This window comes from Shinella curvata, assembly GCF_022899935.1.
GTDB classification, from domain to species: domain Bacteria; phylum Pseudomonadota; class Alphaproteobacteria; order Rhizobiales; family Rhizobiaceae; genus Shinella; species Shinella curvata.
In genome coordinates, this window is sequence record NZ_JALJCJ010000006.1 from 260,688 (window position 1) to 285,313 (window position 24,626).

22 protein-coding genes are annotated in these 24,626 nt (G+C 63.4%); 14 read left to right on the forward strand and 8 right to left on the reverse strand.

What is annotated here, in order from left to right:
- Positions 1–16: 16 nt before the first annotated feature.
- The 7 genes from MUU55_RS22060 to MUU55_RS22090 form a co-directional block, all read right to left on the reverse strand.
- On the reverse strand, positions 17–1,681 hold the full coding sequence (locus tag MUU55_RS22060) for a glycerol-3-phosphate dehydrogenase/oxidase (RefSeq protein WP_244762932.1): 1,665 nt from the start codon (positions 1,679–1,681) through the stop codon (positions 17–19).
- Positions 1,682–1,695: 14 nt separating this feature from the next.
- Positions 1,696–3,216 carry an FGGY-family carbohydrate kinase gene (locus MUU55_RS22065; protein ID WP_244762933.1) on the reverse strand — a complete coding sequence of 507 codons (1,521 nt, stop codon included), beginning with the start codon at positions 3,214–3,216 and terminating at the stop codon, positions 1,696–1,698.
- Between the two features lie 68 nt (positions 3,217–3,284).
- On the reverse strand, positions 3,285–4,139 hold the full coding sequence (locus tag MUU55_RS22070; protein WP_425314213.1) for a DeoR/GlpR family DNA-binding transcription regulator: 855 nt from the start codon (positions 4,137–4,139) through the stop codon (positions 3,285–3,287).
- 115 nt (positions 4,140–4,254) lie between these two features.
- The gene (locus MUU55_RS22075) at positions 4,255–5,202 is read right to left on the reverse strand and encodes a D-ribose ABC transporter substrate-binding protein (RefSeq protein ID WP_117370188.1); all 948 of its coding nucleotides are present in this window, start codon (positions 5,200–5,202) and stop codon (positions 4,255–4,257) included.
- Positions 5,203–5,321: 119 nt separating this feature from the next.
- A complete protein-coding gene (locus MUU55_RS22080; protein WP_117370189.1) occupies positions 5,322–6,362 on the reverse strand; it encodes an ABC transporter permease in 1,041 nt (346 codons plus the stop codon).
- Positions 6,363–6,375: 13 nt separating this feature from the next.
- A complete protein-coding gene (locus MUU55_RS22085; protein WP_244762935.1) occupies positions 6,376–7,917 on the reverse strand; it encodes a sugar ABC transporter ATP-binding protein in 1,542 nt (513 codons plus the stop codon).
- Positions 7,914–8,564 carry a DUF2291 family protein gene (locus tag MUU55_RS22090; RefSeq protein WP_244762936.1) on the reverse strand — a complete coding sequence of 217 codons (651 nt, stop codon included), beginning with the start codon at positions 8,562–8,564 and terminating at the stop codon, positions 7,914–7,916. The genes MUU55_RS22085 and MUU55_RS22090 overlap by 4 nt, the downstream gene beginning before the upstream one ends.
- Before the next feature lie 790 nt (positions 8,565–9,354).
- Here MUU55_RS22090 and MUU55_RS22095 point away from each other — a divergent pair.
- The 11 genes from MUU55_RS22095 to MUU55_RS22145 all read left to right on the forward strand — a co-directional run bounded on the left by MUU55_RS22095 (position 9,355) and on the right by MUU55_RS22145 (position 19,168).
- Positions 9,355–10,905 (forward strand): FGGY-family carbohydrate kinase, encoded by a 1,551-nt coding sequence (locus MUU55_RS22095; protein WP_244762937.1) that lies wholly within the window; start codon positions 9,355–9,357, stop codon positions 10,903–10,905.
- A gap of 50 nt (positions 10,906–10,955) precedes the next feature.
- A complete protein-coding gene (locus tag MUU55_RS22100) occupies positions 10,956–12,467 on the forward strand; it encodes a glycerol-3-phosphate dehydrogenase (protein WP_244762938.1) in 1,512 nt (503 codons plus the stop codon).
- A gap of 7 nt (positions 12,468–12,474) precedes the next feature.
- Complete coding sequence (locus tag MUU55_RS22105) at positions 12,475–13,410, forward strand: sugar phosphate isomerase/epimerase family protein (RefSeq protein WP_244762939.1); 936 nt, start codon at positions 12,475–12,477, stop codon at positions 13,408–13,410.
- A gap of 73 nt (positions 13,411–13,483) precedes the next feature.
- Positions 13,484–14,428, forward strand: a complete 945-nt coding sequence (locus MUU55_RS22110) for a sugar-binding transcriptional regulator (RefSeq protein ID WP_244762940.1) — start codon at positions 13,484–13,486, stop codon at positions 14,426–14,428.
- A gap of 78 nt (positions 14,429–14,506) precedes the next feature.
- Positions 14,507–15,292 (forward strand): DeoR/GlpR family DNA-binding transcription regulator, encoded by a 786-nt coding sequence (locus tag MUU55_RS22115; RefSeq protein ID WP_244762941.1) that lies wholly within the window; start codon positions 14,507–14,509, stop codon positions 15,290–15,292.
- Positions 15,289–16,059 (forward strand): triose-phosphate isomerase, encoded by a 771-nt coding sequence (locus tag MUU55_RS22120; RefSeq protein ID WP_244762942.1) that lies wholly within the window; start codon positions 15,289–15,291, stop codon positions 16,057–16,059. Before MUU55_RS22115 ends, MUU55_RS22120 begins: the two co-directional genes overlap by 4 nt.
- 14 nt (positions 16,060–16,073) lie before the next feature.
- Positions 16,074–16,532: a D-erythrulose-4-phosphate isomerase gene (gene derI, locus MUU55_RS22125; RefSeq protein WP_244762943.1), complete on the forward strand. Its 459-nt coding sequence runs from the start codon at positions 16,074–16,076 to the stop codon at positions 16,530–16,532.
- Positions 16,533–17,000: 468 nt separating this feature from the next.
- Entirely contained in the window at positions 17,001–17,756 is a 756-nt protein-coding gene (gene minC, locus MUU55_RS22130; protein WP_244762944.1) for a septum site-determining protein MinC, read from the forward strand.
- A gap of 28 nt (positions 17,757–17,784) precedes the next feature.
- Positions 17,785–18,600, forward strand: a complete 816-nt coding sequence (minD, locus tag MUU55_RS22135) for a septum site-determining protein MinD (RefSeq protein WP_117370198.1) — start codon at positions 17,785–17,787, stop codon at positions 18,598–18,600.
- Positions 18,597–18,860, forward strand: coding sequence for a cell division topological specificity factor MinE (minE, locus tag MUU55_RS22140; RefSeq protein WP_244762945.1), 264 nt, complete (start codon positions 18,597–18,599; stop codon positions 18,858–18,860). The genes minD and minE overlap by 4 nt, the downstream gene beginning before the upstream one ends.
- 119 nt (positions 18,861–18,979) lie before the next feature.
- Positions 18,980–19,168 carry a hypothetical protein gene (locus tag MUU55_RS22145; protein ID WP_244762946.1) on the forward strand — a complete coding sequence of 63 codons (189 nt, stop codon included), beginning with the start codon at positions 18,980–18,982 and terminating at the stop codon, positions 19,166–19,168.
- A gap of 52 nt (positions 19,169–19,220) precedes the next feature.
- On the opposite strand, the gene MUU55_RS22150 is transcribed toward MUU55_RS22145, so the two are convergent.
- A complete protein-coding gene (locus MUU55_RS22150; RefSeq protein ID WP_425314214.1) occupies positions 19,221–20,552 on the reverse strand; it encodes a dicarboxylate/amino acid:cation symporter in 1,332 nt (443 codons plus the stop codon).
- Positions 20,553–20,773: 221 nt separating this feature from the next.
- Here MUU55_RS22150 and MUU55_RS22155 point away from each other — a divergent pair, with 221 nt between their 5' ends.
- From MUU55_RS22155 to MUU55_RS22165, 3 genes are all read left to right on the forward strand, one after another.
- Entirely contained in the window at positions 20,774–22,615 is a 1,842-nt protein-coding gene (locus MUU55_RS22155; protein WP_244762947.1) for a sensor histidine kinase, read from the forward strand.
- On the forward strand, positions 22,612–23,967 hold the full coding sequence (locus tag MUU55_RS22160) for a sigma-54-dependent transcriptional regulator (protein ID WP_244762948.1): 1,356 nt from the start codon (positions 22,612–22,614) through the stop codon (positions 23,965–23,967). Before MUU55_RS22155 ends, MUU55_RS22160 begins: the two co-directional genes overlap by 4 nt.
- 122 nt (positions 23,968–24,089) lie before the next feature.
- Positions 24,090–24,626 (forward strand): GNAT family N-acetyltransferase, encoded by a 537-nt coding sequence (locus MUU55_RS22165; protein ID WP_244762949.1) that lies wholly within the window; start codon positions 24,090–24,092, stop codon positions 24,624–24,626.

The window sequence follows — 24,626 nt, forward strand, 5'->3', positions numbered from 1 at the left end:
TCCGGACCGTGAAACCTCAAAGGTTTACACGGTTGAAGGCCGTCAGATGCTCGGCAGTCGCGGCAATCTCCGTGGCGCGGCGGGCCTCATCCCAGCCGAGCGCTGCCGCCGCGACATCGGCAATCTCGTTCAAGCCGGCCGCAGTTACCTTGCCTTCGATGGCGAGCGTCGTGCGGCGCAGAACGATGTCGGCGAGATGGCCGACCATTTCGTTGCGCACGATCCAGTCGATTTCCGCGCGCCCATAACCATCGACATGGGGCAGCGGCGCATCGCCGACCTGCGCGATATGGGTGAGCACCGCGTCGGCCGTCGTGCCGTAGCGGGCGAGAAGGGCTTCGATGCGCTGAGCAGACAGGCCGCTGTTCGCCGCGCGCTCGGAAATCCAGCTACGGCGCGCCGTATCATCGACAGGAAAACCGCGCCCGCCGCCGATCGGCAGCATCTGCGTGCTGGTCTTTCGGCTGCGCCCGATGCGCGCGAGGATCGTGTCGGCCACCTCCTCGGCAAAGCCGCGGAAGGTCGTCCATTTGCCGCCGACGAGCGAGATGACCGGAAACGGCCGCCCCTCGCCTGGCTCCGCGACGGGTGCGGAATGGTCGCGACTGATCAGTCCGGGATTGCTGGCGTCCGACGCCGGGAGCGGACGGATGCCGCTATAGGCATAGACGATCTGGTCGCGGCTGAAATCCAGCTTCGGCAGGAGCGAACTGAGACTGGCGAGGAAATAATCGACCTCGTCCTCCTCGCAGCGCACCGTCTCCGGGTTGTCGGCCTTGATATCCGTCGAGCCGACCAGCGCGAGACCAAGGAAATCATAGACAAGGCAGATACGGCCATCGTCCGCCTCGAAATAGATCATCCGGCCTTTCAGGCTCTTCACCAAAGCGGGGTGCCTCAGCAGGATATGCGAACCCTTGGTGCCGCCGATCAGTTTGCCCGAAATGCCGAGCGTCGCATTGACGGCATCGATCCACGGCCCCGCGCCATTGACCGCGATGCCGGCGCGAACGTTGCGCTCACCGCCACGCGGATCCTTGAAGCGCAGCACGCCGTCGGCCTGCCCGAGCAACGTGGTGTCGTTCATCGCGGACGAGGCCGGGCTGGCATCGAGACCGTCGCGCACCAACTCCCAGACGAGACGTTCCGGCCGGCTGATCTTGGCGTCGTAATAGATTCCGCCCGCGACGATGCGCGGGGTGATTTCCGGCATTTCCGCAAGCGCCTTGCGGCGGAAGAAGAACTGGTGCTTCGGCATGACGCGGTGGCGGGCACCATAGAGATCGTAGAGTGCAAGGCCGATCTTAATGAGCACGGCGCCGCGGCTGCGCGGTGCCGTCGTCGAGCCGAACAGCGTGCGCAGGGCCGCAAACGCTCCCTTCATCAGCGAGAAGGAGGGAATGAAGGTCGGCAGCGCCTCGACGCAATGCGGCGCGTTGCGCAAAAGCAGGTTGCGCTCCAGCGTCGATTGCGCGACGAGGCCGAGTTCGCCGGTCTCCAGATATTTGATGCCGCCATGGATGAGGCGTGAGGGGGCCGCACTCGTGCCCGAGCCGAAATCGGCCTTGTCGACAACAAGGCATTTCAGGCCCTGCAGGCAGAGATCGCGAAAGAGCCCCGCCCCGTTGATGCCGGCGCCGAGGATGATGACGTCGAAAGTTTCGACCGTGGGATCCGTCATGATGGGCATTCCTGTCAGTTCTTTGCGCCCAGGCGCCGCAGCACCGGCCAGAGCGGCTTCATGGCCCCGGCGAGATCGAGGAAGACCCGGTATTTCTCGTCATAGGCTCTCCGCCGGTCGGGATCCGGCTGGTAGGTGGTTTCGATCGACGCGAGATCGCGCGGATCGTCGGTCGGCGAGGTAAAGAGCCCGGCGCCGGCACCCGCGCAGAGCGCAGCCCCCCAGGCGGCGGCCTCCTCTGTGCGTGTCGCCGTGACCGGCAGGCCGAGGATATCGGCAAACAGCCCAGCCATGGCGGGATTGCGCGAGATACCGCCGGTCAGGCGGGCCGATTTAGGCGCAAAGCCGTCCCGCAGCGCATCGACATGGACGCGGTGATTGAAGGCGATGCCCTCTAGCACCGCGCGCACAAGATCGCCGCGGTCGTGCCAGGCGTTGAGACCGTAAAAGCCGGCGCTGGAGGCGCCGCCGAAGGGCGAGCCGAAGAGATAGGGGTGGAAGAAGGCGCTGGAGGAACGGTCGCGCGCGACTTCAAATTCCTTGCCGAGGATCGCATGGATGCTCTCGCCGGCGGCTTCCGCCGCCTTTGCATCGGCAGAGCAGAATTGGTCGATGAACCAGTCGTAGTTGGCGGTCGACGCGGGCGAGATGGACATGTTGTTCCACTCACCCGGCAGAATGCCGTTGCGGCAGAACCAACGGCCATCGACCTTCGGCACCGGCGAGACCGTCTCGTTGATCGAATAGGTGCCGGCGATGACCGCCACCACGCCCTCACCATACCCGCCCATGCCGAGCGCCGATGCCGTGACATCGTGCAGGCCGGCCATGACGGGCGTGCCGGCGACAAGCCCGGTCTGGCGCGCAGTCTCCGCCGTCACGCCGCCGACGATCTCGGTCGAGCCGGCCATCGGCGGCTGCCGCCCGGCAAGCCGATCCAGCCCGAAAAGGCGGAAGGCATCATCGGCATAATCCTGCGTCAGGACATTGGTGAAGGATGTGCTGGCTTCCGTGCGGTCGGTACCGATCGTCCCGCACAGGCAAAAGCGCAGCCAGTCCTTCGCGGCGATGAAATGCGCGATGCGATCATAGCGCTCGGGCTCGTGATCGCGGATCCAGCGCAGAAGGGCGGAGGGCGCGGAGGCATGCGGCTTCTGGCCGGTCAGCGTCAGCGATTGCTCACCGATCTCGCTGTCGTTCCATGCATCGGCGATCGCATCGGCGCGGGTGTCGAGCGACACGATGGCATTGCCAAGCGGTCGTTTGTCACCGTCGAGCAGATAGATGCCGTCGCCATGCGCCGTCGCGGCAATCGCCACGATATCGGAGGCCGGACGACCACAAGCGGCGACTGCTTCGCGGATGGCATCCGCCGTCGCGGCCCACAGGCCGTCCATGTCGCGCTCGATATGCTGGGGGGCCGGAATGAGCTGGGGAACGCGGCGACGGGCAATCGCCAGCACCGTTCCATCCGCATCGAAAATCACGGCCTTGGTCACCGTCAGGCCGCTGTCTATACCCATGATGCAGGGCATCGCTGTCTCCATTCTCAAGCGAAGGAGAGATGGCACCGAGCATCAAGGTATCCGCAACAGCGGAACCCTCAGCCGGACCGCTCCCCGTCCGCCACAATGACGTTGATCCCCTTCGAGCGCATGCGCGACAGGTGGGAGATCGGGATATCCTCATCGACGATCACGGCGTCGAATTCCTCGAGCGTCGCGAAGTGGTGCAGCGCGCGCCGTTCGAACTTGGTGCGGTCGGCCAGCAGCACGCGCTTCGACGAGCTTTCGAACATCGCCCGCTTGGTCGCGACCGTCTCCGGCGACTGGTGGTAGACCACGTCGTCGACGATGGCCGAAAGCGACATGAACACGGTGTCGGCGCGCAGCCGGCGGATTTCGTTGCTGGTGATGTGCCCCATGAAGGCATTGCACCAATGGTAGAACTGCCCCCCGAGACAGATGAGGTTGAGATCAACGACCTCCTTCAGCTCGTTGATCAGCACGAGCGAATTGGTGATGACCGTCAGCGGCACCTTGGCCGGCAGGAAGCGCGTCATCTCGTGCACGGTGGTGGCGTCATCCATGAAGATCGCCTGCCCCGGCTCGACGAACTGCATGGCGGCCTTGGCGATCGCCTTTTTCTCCTTGGCCTGCTTGGTCGCGCGGTAGGCATCGGAGGATTCGATCAGGCTGGTGGGTGCCGCCGAAACGACACCGCGCGTCTTGCGGAAAAGGCCGCGGCTGACGAGGTCATCGACATCGCGGTGCGCCGTCATGAGGCTGATGCCGAAGCGCTCGGTCAGGTCCTCGATGCGGATGGAGCCCTCGGCGATCACCGTCTCGGCGATCATCTGGCGCCGCACGAGCTGGCGCGCATGCCGGCTGTCGCTCGGAAGCTCTTCCGAGAGCAAATCCTTGACGTCGACTTTCTTGTTCACGGGAGATCCTGCCATGCTTCGAGGTGAGAGCTTTCGTATCTCGTATCGGGCGGCAAGGAAAATGCCAAGCTGGGCCGGGAGGCCCGGTCCGGAGGGTGGGAGCGCCCCGAAGAGGCGCTCCCGGTATCGATTACTCGCTCAGAACGAAGGGAGCGGTGTACTTGTCGACATTGTCCTTGGTGATCAGCAGGCAATCGAAGAGCTGCTTTTCGGTATCGACACCGGTCGAGCCGTTCTTGATGACGTTGTCAGCCTGCTTGACGGCTGCTTCCGAGAACACGGCAACCGGCTGGAGGACGGTGTACTGCAGTTCGCCCGCCTTGATGGCAGCAACCGCGTCCGGCGAACCGTCGAAGCCGCCGACCTTGACCTGCTCGAGCTTGCCGGCTTCCTTGAGCGCTGCAATGGCACCGAGCGCCATCTCGTCGTTGCCGCTGATCACGCCGATGATATCAGGGTTGGCCTGAAGCAGAGACTGCATCTTGGCATGGCCCTTGGTGCGATCCCAGTCAGCCACTTCCTTGCCGGACTTTTCGAGATCCGGATACTGCGTCAGCACGGTTTCGTAGCCGTTCGAACGCGTTGCGGCGTTGTTGTCGGAAGGAGCCCCGAAGAGTTCGACATACTTGCCCTTGTCGCCGACCGCTTCGACCCACTGCTGGGCACCGAGGGCCGCGCCCTGGGCGTTGTTCGAGACGAGCTGCGCCTTGGCAAGGCCTTCCTGGTTGATTTCGGCATTGACGAGAATGACCGGGATACCGGCGGCAACGGCCTTCTTCACCGCACCGACCGAACCGTCAGCATTTGCCGGATCGAGGATGATCGCGACAGACTTGTTGGTGATGGCGGTGTCTACGAGGTTGCTCTCGGTGTTCGTGTCACCCTTGTGGGCGCCGACATTGGCCGTGTAGCCGAGGCTTTCAGCGGTCTTCTTGGCAACTTCGCCTTCCGTGAACCAGTAGGGGTTCGACGGATCGTTGACGATGACGGTGATCAGGCCTTCAGCCCAGGCAGAGCTGAACAGCAGCGGCATGACGGCAGTTGCCGCGAAGAGTACACGCATACCTTTTTTGAACATGGTCTCACTCCCTTTGTTGAGTTCGGTTACGCCGATTTTCGGCAATACTTTCCGCTACCGGGCCACTGGATGGTCCGCCTCTCCCGATAGCAGTCAGTTGGTGTCGGTCGTCGCTGGTCTCAGCGGCGGCCGTATTTCACGCTGTTCAGCAGAACGGCGGTAACGATGACGGCGCCGGTGAAAACCGTCTGCCAGTAGGCCGAGACGCCGATGATCACGAGGCCATCCGACAGGAAGCCGATCACGAAGGCGCCAAGCATGGTGCCGATGACCGTGCCGCGACCGCCCGTCAGCGCGGCACCGCCGATGACGACGGCGGCGATCGCCGTCAGTTCATAGGTGGTGCCGGCGGTCGGGCCTGCGGAGGTCAGCTGCGAGGAGAGAACGAGGCCGGCGACGGCGGCGCAGATGCCGGAGAGAACATAGACCGTGATCTTCACGCGCTTGACCGGGACACCCGACAGTTCCGCCGCACGCTCATTACCGCCCGAGGAATAGAGCCAGCGACCGAAGGCCGTGCGGGCGAGCAGGATGTGGCAGGCGATGGCGAAGACGAAGAGCACGAGGACACCGATCGGCACGCCGGCCAGACGGTTGAAGCCGAGCCAGTCGAAACCGGTATTGCCGAGTTCCGGGCGGCCGCCGAGATTGTTGTAGGTGAGGCCATTGGTCATCAGGAGCGCGATGCCGCGGGCGACATAGAGCACGCCAAGCGTCGCGACGAAGGCCGGTACACGGAGATAGGCGATGAGTACGCCGTTGACCGCCCCGACGACGGCGCCGAGCAGGCAGGTCAACACTACGACGACCCAGACCGAGGGATAGAGGATGATGCCGAGCTGCGGCAGCGTCACGCCCTGCATAAGGAAGCCCGCCACGACGCCGGCAAGGCCCAATGTCGAGCCGACGGAGAGATCGATGCCACCGTTCAGGATGACCAGCAGCATGCCGATGGCGAGCAGGCCGAAGATGGCGACATGCGAGGCCATGATCAGGAAGTTGCTGACCGTGAAATAGTTGGGCGACATCAGCGAGAAGACGACGATGATGGCGATCAGCGCGAAGAAGGCGCGGCCTTCGAACAGGAGCTCGATCAGGCTCTTCTTGCGCTTGCCGCCGCTTGCCGCTGCCTTGGTCTGGATTGCAGGTGTGACTGACATGGCTTCAGCGCTCCTAATGGGCATGCACGGCTTCGCCCGAGGCGGCCATGATCTGTTCTTTGGTCACGTCGGGACCGAATTCGGCGGAGATGCGGCCGCGCCGCATGACGATGATGCGATGCGCGATGCTGAGGCATTCGCCGACTTCCGAGGTCGTGTAGACGACGGCGAGCCCCTGCCTGGCGCGCTCGGCGAGCAGCTTGAAGACCTCGGCCTTGGCGCCGATATCGATGCCGCGGCTCGGCTCGTCGAGCAGGATGACATCGGGGTCCGTCGCCAGCATCTTGCCGATGACGACCTTCTGCTGGTTGCCGCCGGAGAGCGAGCCGATCGGGGCTGCACCGCCATCCGTCTTGATATGCACCTTGCGGATCGCGCTATCGACGAGCCCGCCTTCGCGCGACGTGGAGGTGAAGAGACCGCGCGTGAAAGCGCCGAGGCTGGCAAGCGAGAGATTGCGGCCGACGGTCATGGTCTGCACCAGGCCGTCGCGCTGCCGGTCTTCCGGTACCAGCACGAGACCGTCACGGATGCACTGTGCGATCGTCTGGCCGGTGACATCCCTGCCCTTCAGCACGACCTTGCCGGCCGTGGCCTTCAGGCGGCCCGCGACGGTTTCGAGCAGTTCCGTGCGTCCGGCACCCATCAGGCCGTAGATGCAGACGATTTCGCCCGCGCGTACCGACAGCGACATGCCATCGACAACCGAATAGCCGGCACCGCCCGGATCGGGAACCGTCAGCCCCTCGATGGCGAGCGAGACATCGCCCATATCATAGCCGGTCGGCGGGGAGCCGAGGTCGAAATTGTCGCCGACCATGTGGCGGACGATCCATTCGAGATCGATGTCCTTGCGCTCGGCATAGGCCGTCATCGTGCCGTCGCGCAGCACCACCGCATGGTGGGTGATCTGCAAGGCTTCTTCGAGATGGTGCGAGATATAGACGATGGACACGCCGCGGCTGGTGAGGTCGCGAATGACCTTGAACAGCACCTCGACTTCGGAGGCCGAGAGCGCCGAGGTCGGCTCGTCCATGATCAGGATGCGCGAATTGACCGAGAGCGCGCGCGCGATCTCGACGATCTGCTGCTGGCCGAGGCGAAGGTCCTCGACAGGCGTCAGAGGATCGATGTCCTCTTCGAGTTCTTCCATCAGGAGGCGCGTCTGGCGCTCTTCCTCAGCAAAGTCCACGCCCGTGGAGGTCATGATTTCGCGACCCATGAAGATGTTGTCGCGAACATTCATGTTCGGGGCCAGGCTGAGCTCCTGATGGATGATGGAGATACCGCGGTCACGTGCTTGGGAGGATGACGCGAAAACGACCGATTCCCCATCGAGAATGATGTCGCCCGATGTCGGCTTGACCACACCGGACAGGATTTTCATCAGCGTCGATTTGCCGGCGCCGTTTTCGCCGAACAGGGTCGTCACCTGCCCGCGATGGATATCGAAATTCACGCCCTTGAGGGCATGCACGCTGCCATAGGACTTCGCCACGTTGCGCGCGGCAAGAACGACTTCGCCTTTCGGGCCGGCTTCCGGGATCGCGCTCATTGGACGTCGAACCTCACGGGGGTGACGATCCAGCTCTTGGGATTGACGAGCTTGAAGACGCCGATGACGGAAACGGTCTTGCCGGAAAGGGCGGCCGGGTCGATGCCGCCGAGAACAACCTTCTTGACCTCGTTGTTGATCGCCGAGCCAGCATCCTGGTATTCGATCTGGTTCTTGAACTGGCCGAATTCGATCTGGCCGGTCGCGTCGCGCAGATCCGTGCCATTTAGCGCCGGGCCGGTCTGGACGCGCACCGTCAGTTCGGCCGGAAGGCCTTCGACGGCGACGACATTATAGTTCGCCTTGCGCTCGCCGATCACACCGGTGAACTTGACCGGGAAGACTGGGCCGGTGGAGGTCTTGACGCCGTACTTCTCGCTGGCCGCCTTCTTGTCGGCAGCGATGGCCTGTGCCAGCTCGACCGCATCGGCCGCGCGCGTCTCGACGCTCTGCTTGATAAGCGGGAACTGCTCCGTGCCGAAGGCTTCCGGCGAGAATTTCTGAACCTGAACGTCGGCTTCCGAGCCGATCTGCACGATCTTGGTATCGAAGGCCATGGCGCCGACCAGCACGACGGCGGCGGCGATGCCGATCCAGCCGTAGCTGCGGGCGGGCTGAGACGATTTCTGGAGCGTGGCGTCAGTCATGTCGGTTGGCCTTGCGGTTGAACGATGGAAGCGTCAGCGGTTGCGCCGGGAGGGGTTCGGCGACAGGAACGGGCTGAGAGGCACATCTATGGCGCTGCGGCCTGATATCGATGTCTTCCAAACAGAACATGTCATGATGTCCTCCCCATGAACGGCGCCGGCCTGATCTCCTCATCCGCCTTGCGCTGCAGTGCACACTTTTTCGCAGTTGCGATATATGTGTGTGATATGTCCCGATATGTATGTTAACTTATCACAGGCTGTCAATCGATGTTTTTCGGCTACCTTAAAACAATTCAGTTTCTTTTTTCGTACCACCACCCACGCCGCACAGGCACACAACGCAGACAATCGCCCAATTGGTCGAGATATCAAGCAAACCTTATTCCGCATCAGCGAAGATAAACCAGAGCTGTTTTTGCTCGATAAATTTCGGAGTTCAGGCGCCCAGACGAAATCAAGAGACCCACCAATCCCTGAATTGGAGCGAAAAGCACCCACGGTCGGGACGTGGCTCGCCTTCCGCAACAGCGGCTATCTTTGACATCAAGCATATCTGAAAAATAATTCGATGTGCGAAAAATTTTACGAGACATGTGATAACTTTATGGTATGTTTTCTCGTGAGGTTCGCGAGATCTCGTGGTACATTCCTTGAAAGGTCGCCATGACCTTGGCCGAGACGGCCGGAACACCATGCGCTTCAGCGAAAGACGATCGGGAGGATGGAATGCTTTGTTTCGGATCAGGCGAAGCGACGCTTGCTGTCGCAGGCTGCGCGGGTGCGCATCATGACTGAGACGGCAGACCTGATCATCGGCATCGACGCAGGCACCTCCGTCATGAAGGCCGTCGCCTTCACGCTTTCCGGCCGCCAGATCGCCAGCGCCTCCGTGCGCAACAGCTACAAGACCAGCGACGACGCTTCCGTCACGCAATCCCTCGACCAGACTTGGCTCGATTGTACGCGCGCCTTGCGCGGTCTCGGCGAAAAGGTCCCCGACCTTGCGGGCCGCGCTGCCGCCATTGCCGTCACCGCCCAGGGCGACGGCACCTGGCTCGTCGGCGCCGGCAACCGCCCTGTCGGCGATGCCTGGCTGTGGCTCGATGCCCGTGCCGCCCCGACCGTCGAGCGCCTTGCCGCCAGCGCTGCCGATCGCCAGCGTTTCGAGGCGACTGGTACCGGCCTCAACACCTGCCAGCAGGGCACGCAACTTGCCCATATGGACCGCCATTTTCCGGAATTGCTTGCTGGCGCGGAAGCCGCGATGCACTGCAAGGACTGGCTTTACCTCAACCTGACGGGCGTGCGCGCCACCGACCCCTCCGAGGCGAGCTTCACCTTCGGCAATTTCCGCACCCGCTGCTATGATGGCGACGTGCTCGCCGCGCTCGGCCTGACGCACCGCCGCAACCTGCTGCCCGAAGTCCTCGAGGGCACCGAAACCACGCATCCCTTGACGGCGGAAGCCGCCGCTGCGGCTGGTCTCAAGGCCGGCACGCCGGTTTGTCTCGGTTATGTCGACATGTGCATGACGGCGCTTGGCGCCGGCGTGCGCAGCGAGGGCCGCAACGCCGCCTGCTCCGCCATCGGCTCGACAGGCGTGCATCTCCAGGCGAAATCCGTGGCCGACGTCGTGCTGAACGCCGAGCGCACCGGCTATGTCATCGCGCTGCCCATCCCCGGCATCGTCACCCAGGTGCAGACCAATATGGGCGCGACGATCAATCTCGACTGGCTGCTCCAGCTCGGCGCCGATCTGCTCGGCGAATTCGGCGTGACCGTCGCCCTCAACGATATGATCGGCCGCGTCGACCGGTGGATTGCCGCAAGCAAGCCGGGCAATGTGCTCTATCACCCGTATATTTCCGAGGCCGGCGAACGCGGCCCCTTCGTCAATGCCCGTGCGCGCGCCAATTTCACCGGCCTCGCCAGCCGCCACCGCTATCCCGATCTCGTCCGCGCCGTCGTCGAAGGCCTCGGCATGGCGACGCGCGATTGTTACGCTGCCATGGGGGCGCTGCCCTCCGAACTGCGCGTCAGCGGCGGTGCGGCCCGCTCGGCCTCGCTGCGCAACACGCTGGGTGCCGCCCTCGGCGCGCCGGTGCGTGTCAGCACCCGCGAGGAAGCGGGTGCGGCCGGTGCCTCGATGATGGCGGCTGTCGCCATCGGCGCCTACCGCACGATGGACGATTGCATCGCCGACTGGGTGACCCCGGAGCTTGGCGATGCCGAGCAGCCGAAACCGGAAGACACCGAACGCATGAACCGCCTCTTCGCCGCCTATTCCGAGGTGCGCCGGGGCATCGCGCCGGCCTGGGACATCCTGGCCGCACGCTGACGAAACGACAAGTGCGCCGCCCTATCCGGCTGGCGCTGAAGGAGACCCAAATGAACGAGCCCGAGCTTATTGACCTCTTCGTGATCGGCGGCGGCATCAACGGCGCCGGCATTGCCCGCGATGCGGCGGGCCGCGGATTGAAGGTCGTGCTCTGCGAGAAGGACGACCTGGCCGAGGGCACCTCCTCGCGCTCCGGCAAGCTGGTGCATGGTGGCCTGCGCTATCTCGAATATTACGAGTTCCGCCTGGTGCGCGAGGCGCTGATCGAGCGCGAAGTGCTGCTCAATGCCGCCCCGCATATCATCTGGCCCATGCGCTTCGTGCTGCCGCATAGCCCTGAGGATCGTCCGGCCTGGCTCGTGCGCCTCGGCCTCTTCCTCTACGACCATCTCGGCGGCCGCAAGAAGCTGCCGGGCACCCGCACGCTCGATCTCAAGCGCGACCCCGAGGGAACGCCGATCCTCGACCAGTACACGCGTGGCTTCGAATATTCCGACTGCTGGGTGGATGACGCCCGCCTCGTCACGCTGAACGCCATAGGCGCCGCCGAAAAGGGCGCCGTCGTGCTCACCCGCTCGCCCGCCACTTCCGCCCGCCGCGAAAACGGCGCCTGGACGGTCACGACGAAGAACAGCACGACCGGCGAAACCAGAACCTTCCGCGCAAAATGCCTCGTCAACTGTGCCGGCCCCTGGGTCTCCGACGTCATCAACCGCGTCGCCGGCTCGAACTCGTCGCGCAATGTGCGTCTCGTCAAGGGCAGCCATATCATCGTGCCGAAGTTCTGGGCCGGTGCGAATGCCTATCTCGTACAGAACCACGACAAGCGCGTCATCTTCATCAACCCCTATGAGGGCGACAAGGCGCTGATCGGCACCACCGATATCGCCTATGAGGGCCGCGCCGAGGATGTCTCGGCCGACGAGGCGGAGATCGACTACCTGCTGAAGGCGGTGAACCGCTACTTCAAGGAGAAGCTACGCCGGCAGGACGTGCTGCATTCTTTCTCCGGCGTGCGCCCGCTGTTCGACGACGGCAAGGGCAACCCCTCCGCCGTCACCCGCGACTATGTCTTCGATCTCGACGAGACCGGCGGCGCGCCGCTGCTCAACGTGTTCGGCGGCAAGATCACCACCTTCCGCGAGCTCGCCGAGCGTGGCATGCATCGCCTCCAGCACATCTTCCCCAAGATGGGCGGCGACTGGACGGAAAAGGCCCCGCTGCCGGGTGGCGACATGCCGGGGGCCGATTACGAGACCTTCGCCAACAGCCTGCGCGACAGCTACCCCTGGATGCCGCGCAAGCTCGTGCAGCATTACGGCCGGCTCTACGGCACTCGCACCAAGACGATCGTCGGCAATGCGACCAGCCTTGACGGCCTCGGCCGGCATTTCGGTGGACAGTTCTATGAGGCGGAAGCACGTTACCTCGTCGCCAGCGAATGGGCAGAGCGCCCGGAAGACGTGCTCTACCGCCGCACCAAACATTATCTGCACCTGACGGAAGCCGAACGCGCGGCCTTCGCCGACTGGTTCAATGCTGCCCGCCTTGCTGCGGCCTGAGGTTCCCATGCCGCTGACACTCTCGCTCAACACCAATCCGCTGGTCAACCGCTTCGCCGATCCCGATGATCTCATCGAGACCGTCGCACGCGACCTGAAGCTGCGCGACCTCCAGCTCACGCATGAATTCATCAATCCGAGCTGGAACGCCGCGACGATCCGCCGGCTGACTCACCAGATGGACAAGGCGCTTCAGCGCACCGGCGTGCGCATCACGTCAGGCATGACCGGCCCCTATGGCCGCCTCAACCATTTCGGCCATCCCGATGCGGATGTACGCCGCTACTATGTCGACTGGTTCAAGACCTTCGCCGACATCATCGGCGATCTCGGCGGCACCTCGGTCGGCACGCAATTCGCCATCTTCACCTACAAGGATTACGACGATCCGGTCCGCCGTGAGGAGCTGATCCAGATCGCCATCGACTGCTGGGCCGAGGTGGCTGAGCACGCGAAAGGTGCCGGCCTGTCCTATGTGTTCTGGGAGCCGATGAGCATAGGCCGCGAGTTCGGCGAAACCATCGCCGAATGCATCAAGCTTCAGGACCGCCTGACCGCCGCCGACATGGCGATCCCCATGTGGATGATGGCCGATATCGACCATGGCGACGTCACCTCCAGCAATCCCGACGATTATGAACCCTATGCCTGGGCGCGCGCCGTGCCGAAAGTGTCGCCGATCATCCACATCAAGCAGAGCCTGATGGACAAGGGCGGCCACCGTCCTTTCACCGCCGAATTCAACGCCAAGGGCCGCATCCAGCCGGAACCGTTGCTGAAGGCCTTTGCCGAGGGCGGTGCTGATGACAACGAGATCTGCCTCGAACTCTCCTTCAAGGAGCGCGAGCCGAACGACCGGCAAGTCATTCCGCAGATCGCCGAAAGCATCGCCTTCTGGGCGCCGCATATCGATACCGGTGCATCCGATCTCAAGCTGGGCTGACCGTAACAGGGCTGCTTGCTAAGACTGGACCTGAAAGCGCTTTCGCTTGCTCGAGCAGGACAGGACATCGCCGATGACCGACAATGAAGATTCCCTCGCCGTCCGCGCCGCCTGGCTGCATTACATCGGGGGCTTCACCCAGTCCGCCGTCGCCAAGCGCCTCGGCATTCCCTCAGTGAAGGCGCACCGGCTGATCGCGCGCGCGGTCGCAGAGGGCGTGGTGAAGGTCAGCATCGACGGCGATATCGCCGAATGCGTCAATCTGGAGGTCGAACTCTCCAAGCGCTACGGCCTCGATTATTGTGAAGTCGCGCCCGATGTCGACGACGATGCGTTGGCGTTGACGACGCTCGGCCATGTCGGCGCGGATTTCCTGCGACGCGAAATCGAGCGCGGCGAAGTCGCCGTGATCGGGCTCGGTCATGGGCGCACACTGTCGGCCGCCGTGCATCACCTGCCGCGCATCAGCGCCGGCGGCACCCGCTTCGTCTCGCTGCTCGGCGGTCTCACCCGCAATTATGCCGCCAATCCCTACGATGTCATGCACCGTCTGGCGGCCAAGACCGGCACACAGGCCTATGTGATGCCCGTGCCCTTCTTCGCCAATACGGAGGAAGACCGCGAGGTCCTGCTCTCCCAGCGCGGCGTCAGCGAGGTGTTCAATCTCGCCCGCAATGCCGATCTGAAACTCGTCGGCATCGGCACGGTGGATAACCAGGCGCATCTCGTCACCTCCGGCATGCTGCAACCGAACGAGCTGGAGGAGATTGTCGCCCTCGGTGGTGTCGGCGAATTGCTCGGGCATTTCTTCGACGGCAAGGGCCGCATTCTCGAGACATCGGTGACGGCGCGCACACTGGCGGCCTCCTTTTCGGAAGAAGGCGGCGACCGGGTCGTCGCCATTGCCGGCGGCCGGTCCAAGACGGAAGCGATCCGCGCCGTTCTGCACAGCCACAAGCTCCATGGACTGATCACGGATGAACGGACAGCGCGCACGCTGCTACAAAGCTCCGCATAGAAAATCACAAAATCACAATTTCTATGTTATATTCTGCCAAGAATGATGTTATAGAACTGCGGACAGCGGGAGGACGCGGTGAAACGGGAAGAGCGCAGGCAGGAGATCATCAATCTGCTCGTCGAAAGCCGTGCCGTCGAACTCGATGATATCGCCGAGCGTTTCGGCGTCTCCAAGATGACCATCCACCGCGATCTCGACGACCTCGAACGGGCTGGCGTGCTGCGCAAGGTGCGCGGCGGCGCGACGATCGATGCCGGCACGCAGTTCGAAAGCGATTTCCGGTTCCGGGAATTGCAGGAGGCCGATGTCAAGCGGGCCTTGGCCGAGACGGCCGCCGAGCTTGTAGAGCCCGGCATGACCGTGATGATCAACGACGGCTCGATGGCCTCCGTGCTCGGCGACGTGCTCGCGGACAGGAAGCCGATCACCATCATCACCAACAATGCTGCGATCATGGAGCGCGCCAAGGGTCTTTCCGGCGTGACGCTGATTGGCCTCGGCGGCGTCTACTCCTCCAAGTTCAACGCCTATTTCGGCATCGTCACGGAAGAAGCGCTGTCGCGCCTGCGCGCCGACATCGCCTTCATCTCTGCGCCTGCCGCATCCGGCCGGCTCGCCTACCATATGGACGAGGCCGTCGTACGCACCAAGCGGGCGATGATGGCCTCCAGCCGCCAGACCTGCCTCATGATCAACAGCAGGCGCTTCGGCCACACGGCACTGCATGTGCTCGCCGATATCGCCGAATTCGATACCGTCATTTCCGACAAACCCCTGCCCCACGACACATCGGCCGAACTTGGCGCCCAAGTCGACGATAGCAAGACCGTGGTCCGCATCGCCAAGGAGACAACACCATGAGCCAAGGCCGGAATTTCTGGGTCGGCACGAGCTGGAAGATGAACAAGACGCTTGCCGAGGCGAAACGCTTCGCCGAGGGCCTGAAGGCGGCCGACGGCGGCCGCAATGCCCGCATCCAGCGCTTCGTCATCCCGCCGTTCACCGCCGTGCGCGAGGTTAAGGCGCTGCTCGCCGACACCTCCGTCAAGGTCGGCGCGCAGAACATGCACTGGGCCGACGACGGCGCCTGGACCGGCGAAGTCTCGCCCGTGATGCTGAAGGATTGCAATCTCGATCTCGTCGAGCTCGGCCATTCCGAGCGCCGTGAACATTTCGGCGAGACGGACGAGACGGTCGGCCTCAAGACGGAAGCCGCCGTGCGCCATGGCCTCGTGCCGCTGATCTGCATCGGCGAGACCCTGACCGACCGCGAAAGCGGCCGTGCGGACGAGGTGCTCGCCAAGGAAGTGCGCGGCGCGCTCGGCGAGCTCCAGGGCGCCCAGAAGCAGGCTGAAATCCTTCTCGCCTACGAGCCTGTCTGGGCGATCGGCGAAAAAGGCATTCCCGCCACCGCCGACTATGCCAATGCCCGCCATGCGGAAATCGCAAAGGTGGCGGAAGATGTGCTCGGCCGCCGCATTCCCTGCCTCTATGGCGGTTCGGTCAACCCGCAGAATTGCGAAGAACTGATCGCCTGCCCCGACATCGACGGGCTCTTCATCGGCCGCTCGGCCTGGAAGGTCGAAGGCTATCTCGACATCCTGGCGCGCTGCGCCACCACCATCTGAAAAGGAGAACTCCCATGAAACTCGCTATTGCCGGTGACAGCGCAGGCAAAGGCCTTGCCAAGATCCTTGCCGACCACCTGAAGGCCAGCCATGACGTGCACGAAATCTCGCGCACCGATGCCGGCCCGGATGCCTTTTACGCCACCCTCTCCGATCGCGTCGCCTCGGCCGTCATCGCTGGCGAATACGACCGCGCCATCCTCGTCTGCGGCACCGGCATCGGCGTCTGCATTTCGGCCAACAAGGTGCCGGGCATTCGCGCCGCGCTGACGCACGACACCTATTCGGCCGAGCGCGCCGCCCTTTCCAACAATGCCCAGATCATCACCATGGGCGCCCGCGTCATCGGCTCGGAACTGGCCAAGGCCATCGCCGACGCCTATCTCGCCCAGACCTTTGACGAAAACGGCCGCTCGGCCGGCAACGTCCAGGCGATCAACGAAGTCGACGCCAAGTACAACGCCGGAAAATAAGACCGGCATAGGCCGGCGCGCCTCATCGGACGCGCCGGCCTGAGCGATACGAATCGCTGCCTCCCGAGGCAGCCCCGAATCATCTTTCAAAAGCGCGATTGCCCGAGATGGCTCCGCCTTGGCGCGGAATGCGGCTAAAGCAGCGGCCCGAGCCGGCCCGTCCAAGCCTCGCGACGGCCGGCCTTTCGCGTGCCGACCGTGTTTCCCAGCCTCCGCTTACCACCATGGCAGCATCGCGAGGGCCGCCTGTTCGCCGCCATGATGGCCGCCACGCGACGGCGCATTTCAGTACTTCCAGAAGAACACAATATTTTCAAATATTTAAATTAACGTTCCGGCTTCGGCATCGCGCGCGCATGCGCCAAACAGCACATTGTGGCACGGCATGCCTCGCACCAGCCAGCGCTGTAAATTAACCATTTGTTAACCATTTCACAGCTACACCGGAGCAACCGAAAATTAACCAAGATGACTGACGTGTTAACTCAACCCCGGCCGATCCGCCTCAAGGGGCGCTCCTTCCTTGCGCTCGCATTGACCCCAGAGCTGCCCGTCCAGGACTGGCTGGTGCGGCTCGACGATCTGGCCGCCCGTTCGGCCGGGTTCTTCCTTCGCCGGCCCGTTGTGCTCGATGTCGATGGCCTCGATATCGACCGTCAGGAACTGCGCGATCTCGTCAGCGAACTCTCGACCCGCAATGTGCGCGTCATGGGCATCGAGGGCGCCCGCACCTCGCAGCTTGGCCCCGACATGCCGCCCGCCATGACCGACGGCCGCCCGGCCGCCGATTTCGAGGCACCTGCGGAAGAGGAGAAGGCAGCCACCGGTAAGGCGAAATCGGCCGAACCGGTCCAGACCGCCATGGTCGAGCCGGTCGTCACCCCGGCCACCGTCACGCCGTCGCTCGTCGTCTCGCGGCCGGTGCGTTCGGGACAGTCGATCTTCTTCCCGGAAGGCGACGTCACCATCATCGGCTCGGTCGCCTCGGGCGCGGAAGTCGTCGCCGGCGGCTCGATCCACGTCTATGGCCCGCTGCGCGGCCGCGCCATGGCCGGCACGACCGGCAATGCCAGCGCCCGCATCTTCTGCCGCAAGCTGGAAGCGGAACTCATTGCCATCGACGGCTTCTACAAGACGGCCGACGACATGGAAGAGACCCTGCGCGGCAAGCCGGCGCAGATCTGGCTCGAAGGCGAAAAAATCACGGCCGCGACACTCGGCTGAACAGAATTCCCAACCACTGGAGAGGTACATGGGTAAGGTAATCGTTGTCACATCGGGCAAGGGCGGCGTCGGCAAGACGACGTCGTCGGCAGCCCTCGGCGCCGCGCTGGCGCAGAATGGCGAAAAGGTCGTGGTCGTGGATTTCGACGTCGGCCTGCGCAATCTCGATCTCGTCATGGGCGCCGAGCGCCGCGTCGTCTATGACCTCGTCAACGTCATCCAGGGCGAAGCCAAGCTCACCCAGGCGCTGATCCGCGACAAGCGCGTCGAGACGCTCTACCTGCTGCCGGCCTCCCAGACACGCGACAAGGACAACCTCACGCCTGAGGGCGTCGAGAAGGTCATTGCAGCGCTGAAGAACGCCTTCGACTGGGTGATCTGCGACAGCCCGGCCGGCATCGAACGCGGCGCAACGCTTGCCATGCGCCATGCCGATATCGCCATCGTCGTGACCAACCCGGAAGTGTCGTCGGTTCGCGACTCTGACCGCATCATCGGCCTGCTCGATTCCAAGACGCTGAAGGCGGAAAACGGCGAGCGCGTCGAAAAGCACCTGCTGCTCACCCGCTACGACGCCGTGCGCGCTGAGCGCGGCGACATGCTGAAGGTCGACGACGTGCTGGAAATCCTCTCCATCCCGCTGCTCGGCATCATTCCCGAGAGCATGGACGTGCTGCGCGCCTCCAACGTCGGCGCCCCCGTGACGCTCGCCGATACCCGCAGCGCCCCGGCGCTCGCCTATTTCGAAGCGACCCGTCGCCTGAAGGGTGAAAACCTGCCGATCACCATTCCCGGCGACAAGCGCGGATTCTTCGGCAAGATCTTCGGAAGGAAGGCGGCATGAACCTGTTCCGCTTCTTTTCCAAGGGCCAGTCGGCACCGGCCGCCCGCGAGCGGTTGCAGGTGCTGCTCGCCCATGAGCGCGCCGCCACCGGCGACATCGATCTTGTCAACAAGCTGCGCGACGAAATCCTGAAGGCGATTTCCAAGCACATGCAGGTCGACGACGAGAAGGTTTCGATCAAGATGGAGCGCGGGGCACAAGTCTCGACGCTTGCCGTCGACATCGAGATCCCGTTCGACGCCGGCAAGAAGGCCGCCTGATCGACCACAGCTTCAACCGCCGCGCCTATGCGGCGATGGGCAACCCCGAAGAAGGACCCAGCCGACCACCGGTCTCCCACAAGGAGGCACACGCCAAAACCACTGAAAAGGAGAGTGTCATGAGCCGTCTAGCGTTACTGGAAAGACTGAAGGTCGCCCAGCAGATGCCCAAATATCAGGGCCGTGACATCACCACGATCAGCGCCATCCTCTCCAATCAGGCGCTGGCACGGCATGTGGAGGTGTGCGAGCAGGCAGCGGGCATCGTGCAGCAACCGGCGGGCGATACCGCCCGGCAACAGGCTTAGGCATGGACAAACAACCCCGCTCATGCGGGGTTGTTGCTTTTCGGACTCCGGATCACTCGGCCGGCTGGAGGACCGGCGTCTCGACAAATGTCTCCGTGACGCCGCCATTCAATGCCGCATTCAGCTTTTCGACATCAAGTTCGTTTTCCCAGCGAGCGACGACGATCGTCGCGACTGCATTGCCGACAAAGTTGGTCAGTGCGCGGCATTCGGACATGAAGCGGTCGATGCCGAGGATCAGCGCCATGCCGGCAACCGGTACGGAGGGCACGACCGAGAGGGTCGCAGCCAACGTGATGAAGCCCGCGCCGGTAATACCGGCAGCGCCCTTCGAACTCAGCATCGCGACGAGCAGCAAGAGGATCTGGTCGCCGATCGACAACGGGATATCGACAGCCTGCGCGATGAAGAGTGCTGCCAGCGTCATGTAGATGTTCGTGCCGTCGAGATTGAACGAATAGCCGGTGGGAATGACGAGGCCCACGACCGAGCGCTTGCAGCCGGCCTGCTCCATCTTCTGCATCAGACCCGGCAACGCCGCCTCGGAGGAAGAGGTGCCGAGGACCAGAAGCAGCTCCTCCTTGATGTAGCGGATGAGCGCTAGGATCGAGAAGCCGTTGTATTTTGCGACCGCCCCCAGCACCACGAAAACGAAGAGGAACGCGGTGAGGTAGAAGGTGGCGATCAGGAAGGCGAGGTTGGCGACCGAGCCTATGCCGTATTTGCCGATGGTGAAGGCCATGGCGCCAAAGGCGCCGATCGGTGCCGCCTTCATGAGAATGGCGACCAGACGGAAGATCGGCGACGTCAGCGACTGCAGGAAATCGACGACGGGCCTGCCCTGCTCGCCGACCATGCCGAGCGCGATGCCGAAGAGCACCGAGAAGAACAGCACCTGCAGGATGTCTCCCTCGGCAAAAGCGCCGACGATGGTCTGCGGAATGATGTTCATCAGGAAGCCGGTAATGGTCGATTCATGCGCTTTGGTGGCATAGGTCGCGACCGCGTCGGCATCGAGCGACGCCGGGTCGATATGCATGCCCGCTCCCGGCTGCACGACATTGGCGACGAGCATGCCGACCACGAGCGCCAGCGTCGAGAATGTGAAGAAGTAGATCATCGCCTTGCCGGCAACACGGCCGACCTTCTTCAGATCCGACATGCCGGCAATGCCGGTTGCAACGGTCAGGAAGATCACCGGGGCGATAATCATCTTGACGAGCTTGATGAAGGCATCGCCAAGCGGCTTCAGCCCGGCGCCGAAATCGGGATAGAAATGGCCGACAAGCATACCGGCGACGATGGCGACGATCACCTGGAAATAGAGGTGGGTGTAGAAAGGCTTCGGGTCACGCGTTTCCGTGACGGCGGACGAGATATGCACGGCTTCCTCCTTTCGCACCCCAACCGGAAAACCGGCTCTTCCCGGGGTGACTTGCTGTAACTGCGATAAGTTCAGCAAGCGGCGTGCCAAGTGACAAAGCGCGAATTAAGCCTTTGCTATGATTGGCATATTTTTGAAATCACAGAATTCGGCGCCAGGAATGTGCGGAAATTCGCACTATTCGCATTGAGAATAGTGCGGCTTTATGCTCAAATCCAATCATGGATGTGTTTTCGGCCAACCACAGGTCCGCGGACCTCTCCCGCTCGACACGTCGGCAGTGGTTTGCCTTCGCTGCCCTTCTCCTTGTCCTGTCGCTCGGCGCGCTTTATGCGGCTGGTCTCTATGGGCGGGCCACGGCGCTTTCATCCCTGGAGGAACAGGGACGAACCGAGGCGAACCTCAAGGTTGCCCTTCTGCGCGCCGTTCTCGAACGGCCACGCGCGCTGCCTTTCCTGCTTTCCCGCGACCGGGACGTCACGGATGCGCTGACGAACACCGCGGCCAGCAAACGTGAATTTCTCGACCGAAAGCTGGAGGAGCTCGTCACCGGCACGAGCGCGGCGGTGATCTACGTCATCGACACCAAAGGCGTCGCGGTCTCGGCCAGCAACTGGCGCGAGCCGACCAGTTTTGTCGGAAACGACTATTCCTTCCGCGCCTATTTTTCCCGCGCGATGAAAGACGGCACGGCGGAGCATTTCGCGCTCGGCTCGGTCAGCAAACGGCCCGGCCTTTACATCTCGCATCGGATCGGCCCGGCGGCCGCACCGCTCGGCGTGGTCGTCGTCAAGATGGAATTCGACCAGCTCGAAAAGGACTGGCACGAAACGCAGCGCCCTTCCTATGTGGTGGATGCCAACCATGTCGTGCTGATCAGCAGCCTTCCGTCCTGGCGCTTCATGACCACCGAGCCGCTGCCGGCCGACAGCCTGGCTGCCATCCGCGAAAGCCTCCAGTTCGGCGAGGCGCCGCTCGCGCCGCTTCCCTTCGAAAAGCAGGCCGGGGACAATCTTCTTCGCGTCCTGCTGCCCGGCGGTGGCGCGCAGTCCTACCTGCGTATCGCCGCCCCAGTCTCCACGACGCCGTGGCAGTTCGAATATCTCGTCCCGACGGGCGAGACCGTTGCCGCAGCCGTGCGCGAGATCCGGCTCCTGGCACTTCTTCTGCTCGGCGCGATCAGCCTTGTCGCCGCATTCTGGCTGCGGCGCCGCCAGAGGGCGTTCGCCAATATGGCGCACGAACAGACAGCACGCGAGGAACTCGAGCGACGTGTCGCCGAGCGGACGCAAGATCTGAGCCTGGCACGCGACCGCCTCCAGGCCGAGATCGCCGACCACCGGGAGACCGAGACAAAACTTCAGTTCGTGCAACAGGATCTGGTGCAGGCAAACCGGCTTGCCATCCTCGGCCAGGTCGCGGCCGGCGTGGCGCATGAAATCAACCAGCCGCTCGCCACCATTCGCGCCTATGCCGACAATGCGAAAGTGTTCCTCGGCCGCAGCAAACCCGAGCCCGCTCTCGAAAATCTCGACCACATCGCCGGCCTGACGGACCGCATCGCCACCATCACGGAAGACCTCAAGGCACTGGCGCGCAAGGGCCGCACCGCCGAGGAGCCGGTCGCCGTGCGCGAGGTCATCGACGGAGCGGTCCTCCTGCTGCGCAGCCGCTTCACCGGCCGGCTGGAGCGGCTCGTCATCGCGCCCTTGCCAGCGGATCTTCGCGTTCGCGGCAACCGGCTGCGGCTGGAACAGGTGCTGATCAACCTCTTCCAGAACGCGCTGGAAGCCGTCGAACTCCGCGCCGACGGTCGCGTCGACGTCATCGTGGAAGTCCAGGAGCGCATCGTGTCGATTACCGTTAGCGACAATGGCCCCGGCCTGTCGGACGCGATCCTCACCCAGCTCTTCGAGCCCTTCAACACCTCGAAAGAAAAGGGCCTGGGGTTGGGTCTCGTCATCGCCAAGGACATCGTTTCCGACTATGGCGGGCAATTGGAGGTCGAGAGCGATTCCGGCGGTGCCAGCTTCCGTATCCATCTCAGAAAGGTGGACGAATGATCACGCCCGTTCTTCTCATCGACGACGACAAACCGCTGCTGCGCGCCACGGCACAGACGCTGGAACTCGCCGACTTCGCCGTCAAGGCCCTCAGCTCCGCACCCGAAGCCCTGGCGCTTCTTGGTGCGGATTTCTCCGGCGTCGTCGTCTCCGACATCCGCATGCCGGGCATGGACGGCCTCCAGCTCTTCGAGCGCATCCGCCAGATCGACGCGGAAATTCCCGTCATCCTCGTCACCGGCCACGGCGACGTTCCCACAGCCGTAAAGGCTATTCAGGATGGTGCCTACGACTTCATCGCCAAACCCTTCGCCGCCGAACGACTGATCCAGTGTGTGCACAGAGCGGCGGAAAAACGCGGCCTTGTGCTGGAGAACCGCCGCCTTCGCGACGCCGCCCGACAGGCGGAGGACGATTTCCCCCTGATCGGCCAGACACCCGTGATGGATCGCCTGCGCCAGACGCTCCGCCAGATCGCCGATACCGATGTCGATGTGCTGGTGACCGGCGAAACGGGTAGCGGGAAAGAAGTCGTGGCGCGCCTGCTGCATGGCTGGAGCCGGCGCGCGAAGGGTAATTTCGTGGCGCTCAATTGCGGCGCCCTGCCCGAGCAGGTCATCGAGAGCGAACTCTTCGGCCACGAGCCCGGCGCCTTTACCGGCGCGCAGAAGAAACGCATCGGCCGCATCGAGCATTCGAGCGGCGGCACGCTCTTCCTCGACGAGCTGGAGAGCATGCCGCTCTCGACCCAGGTCCAGTTGCTGCGTGTGCTGGAAATGCGCGAGGTAACGCCGCTTGGCACCAACGAGGTGCGCCCCGTCGATATCCGCATCGTTGCGGCCGCCAAGGTCGATCTTGCCGATCCAGAACAGCGCAGGGCATTCCGCGAGGATCTCTATTACCGCCTCAACGTCGTCTCTCTCACCATCCCGCCGCTGCGCGAACGGCGCGACGACATCCCGCTGCTCTTCAGTTATTTCGCCGAACGCGCCGCCCGGCGTTTTCAACGTGCGGCACCGACGCTGTCGGGCGGCATCCTGCGCCACCTGCGCGATCACAACTGGCCGGGCAACGTGCGGGAACTCTCCCACTTCGCCGAACGCGCCGTGCTCGGCATGATGCCACCGACTGCCACATCAACGACACCTTCCGCAAGGGCACCGGAAACCGCCTCGCTCCCCGAAAGGCTGGAGCGGCTGGAAGCGGACATCATTCGCGAAACGCTCACCACCCATGGCGGCAACGTGCAGGAAACGATCGCAGCGCTCGGTATTCCAAGAAAAACCTTCTATGACAAACTCCAGCGTCACGGCATCGTCAGGAAGGACTTTTCCGCAAGCGATGATCCCTAGGCATCCCTCTCCGGCACCATCCGGGCCCCCAGGCTTCCCGATGGTTGCCGACAGGAAACAGCGGGACGTACTGTGCGTTCCTCTCGCAACCGCTTATGCCGCTTCACCTTTCCGGATATCCCATGCTGACGCTGACACCTTTCACGCCCGCGCATTTCAACCTGCTGCTCGACTGGTTCCCGACCCATACCGAACTCGTACAATGGGGCGGACCGCTTCTGGAGTTTCCGCTGTCGCGGGATCAACTGGAAGGCATGCTGGCGGAAAGCAGGTCCAATCCCCCGGCGCGACTGTGCTGGATGGCCGAGAGCGAAGGCACCATCGTCGGTCATGTCCAGCTTGGCTTCGACTGGCGCAACGGAAACGCCCTGCTTTCGCGCGTCGCCATCGCACCCGACATGAGGGGCCGGCATCTGGCTTCACCGCTGATTGCCCTTGCGATCGAAAAGGCATTCCATTTCGAGAGGATGGAGCGGCTGGAACTGAACGTCTACACCTGGAACACGCCGGCCATACGGACCTACGAACGATCGGGCTTCGTCCTGGAAGGAGTGCGCAGAGCCTCCGCACTTGTCGATGGCACGCGTTGGGACACGGCCATGATGAGCCTGCTGCGGCGAGACCTCACCGATCGGCAATCAACGGCCGAAGACGACTGA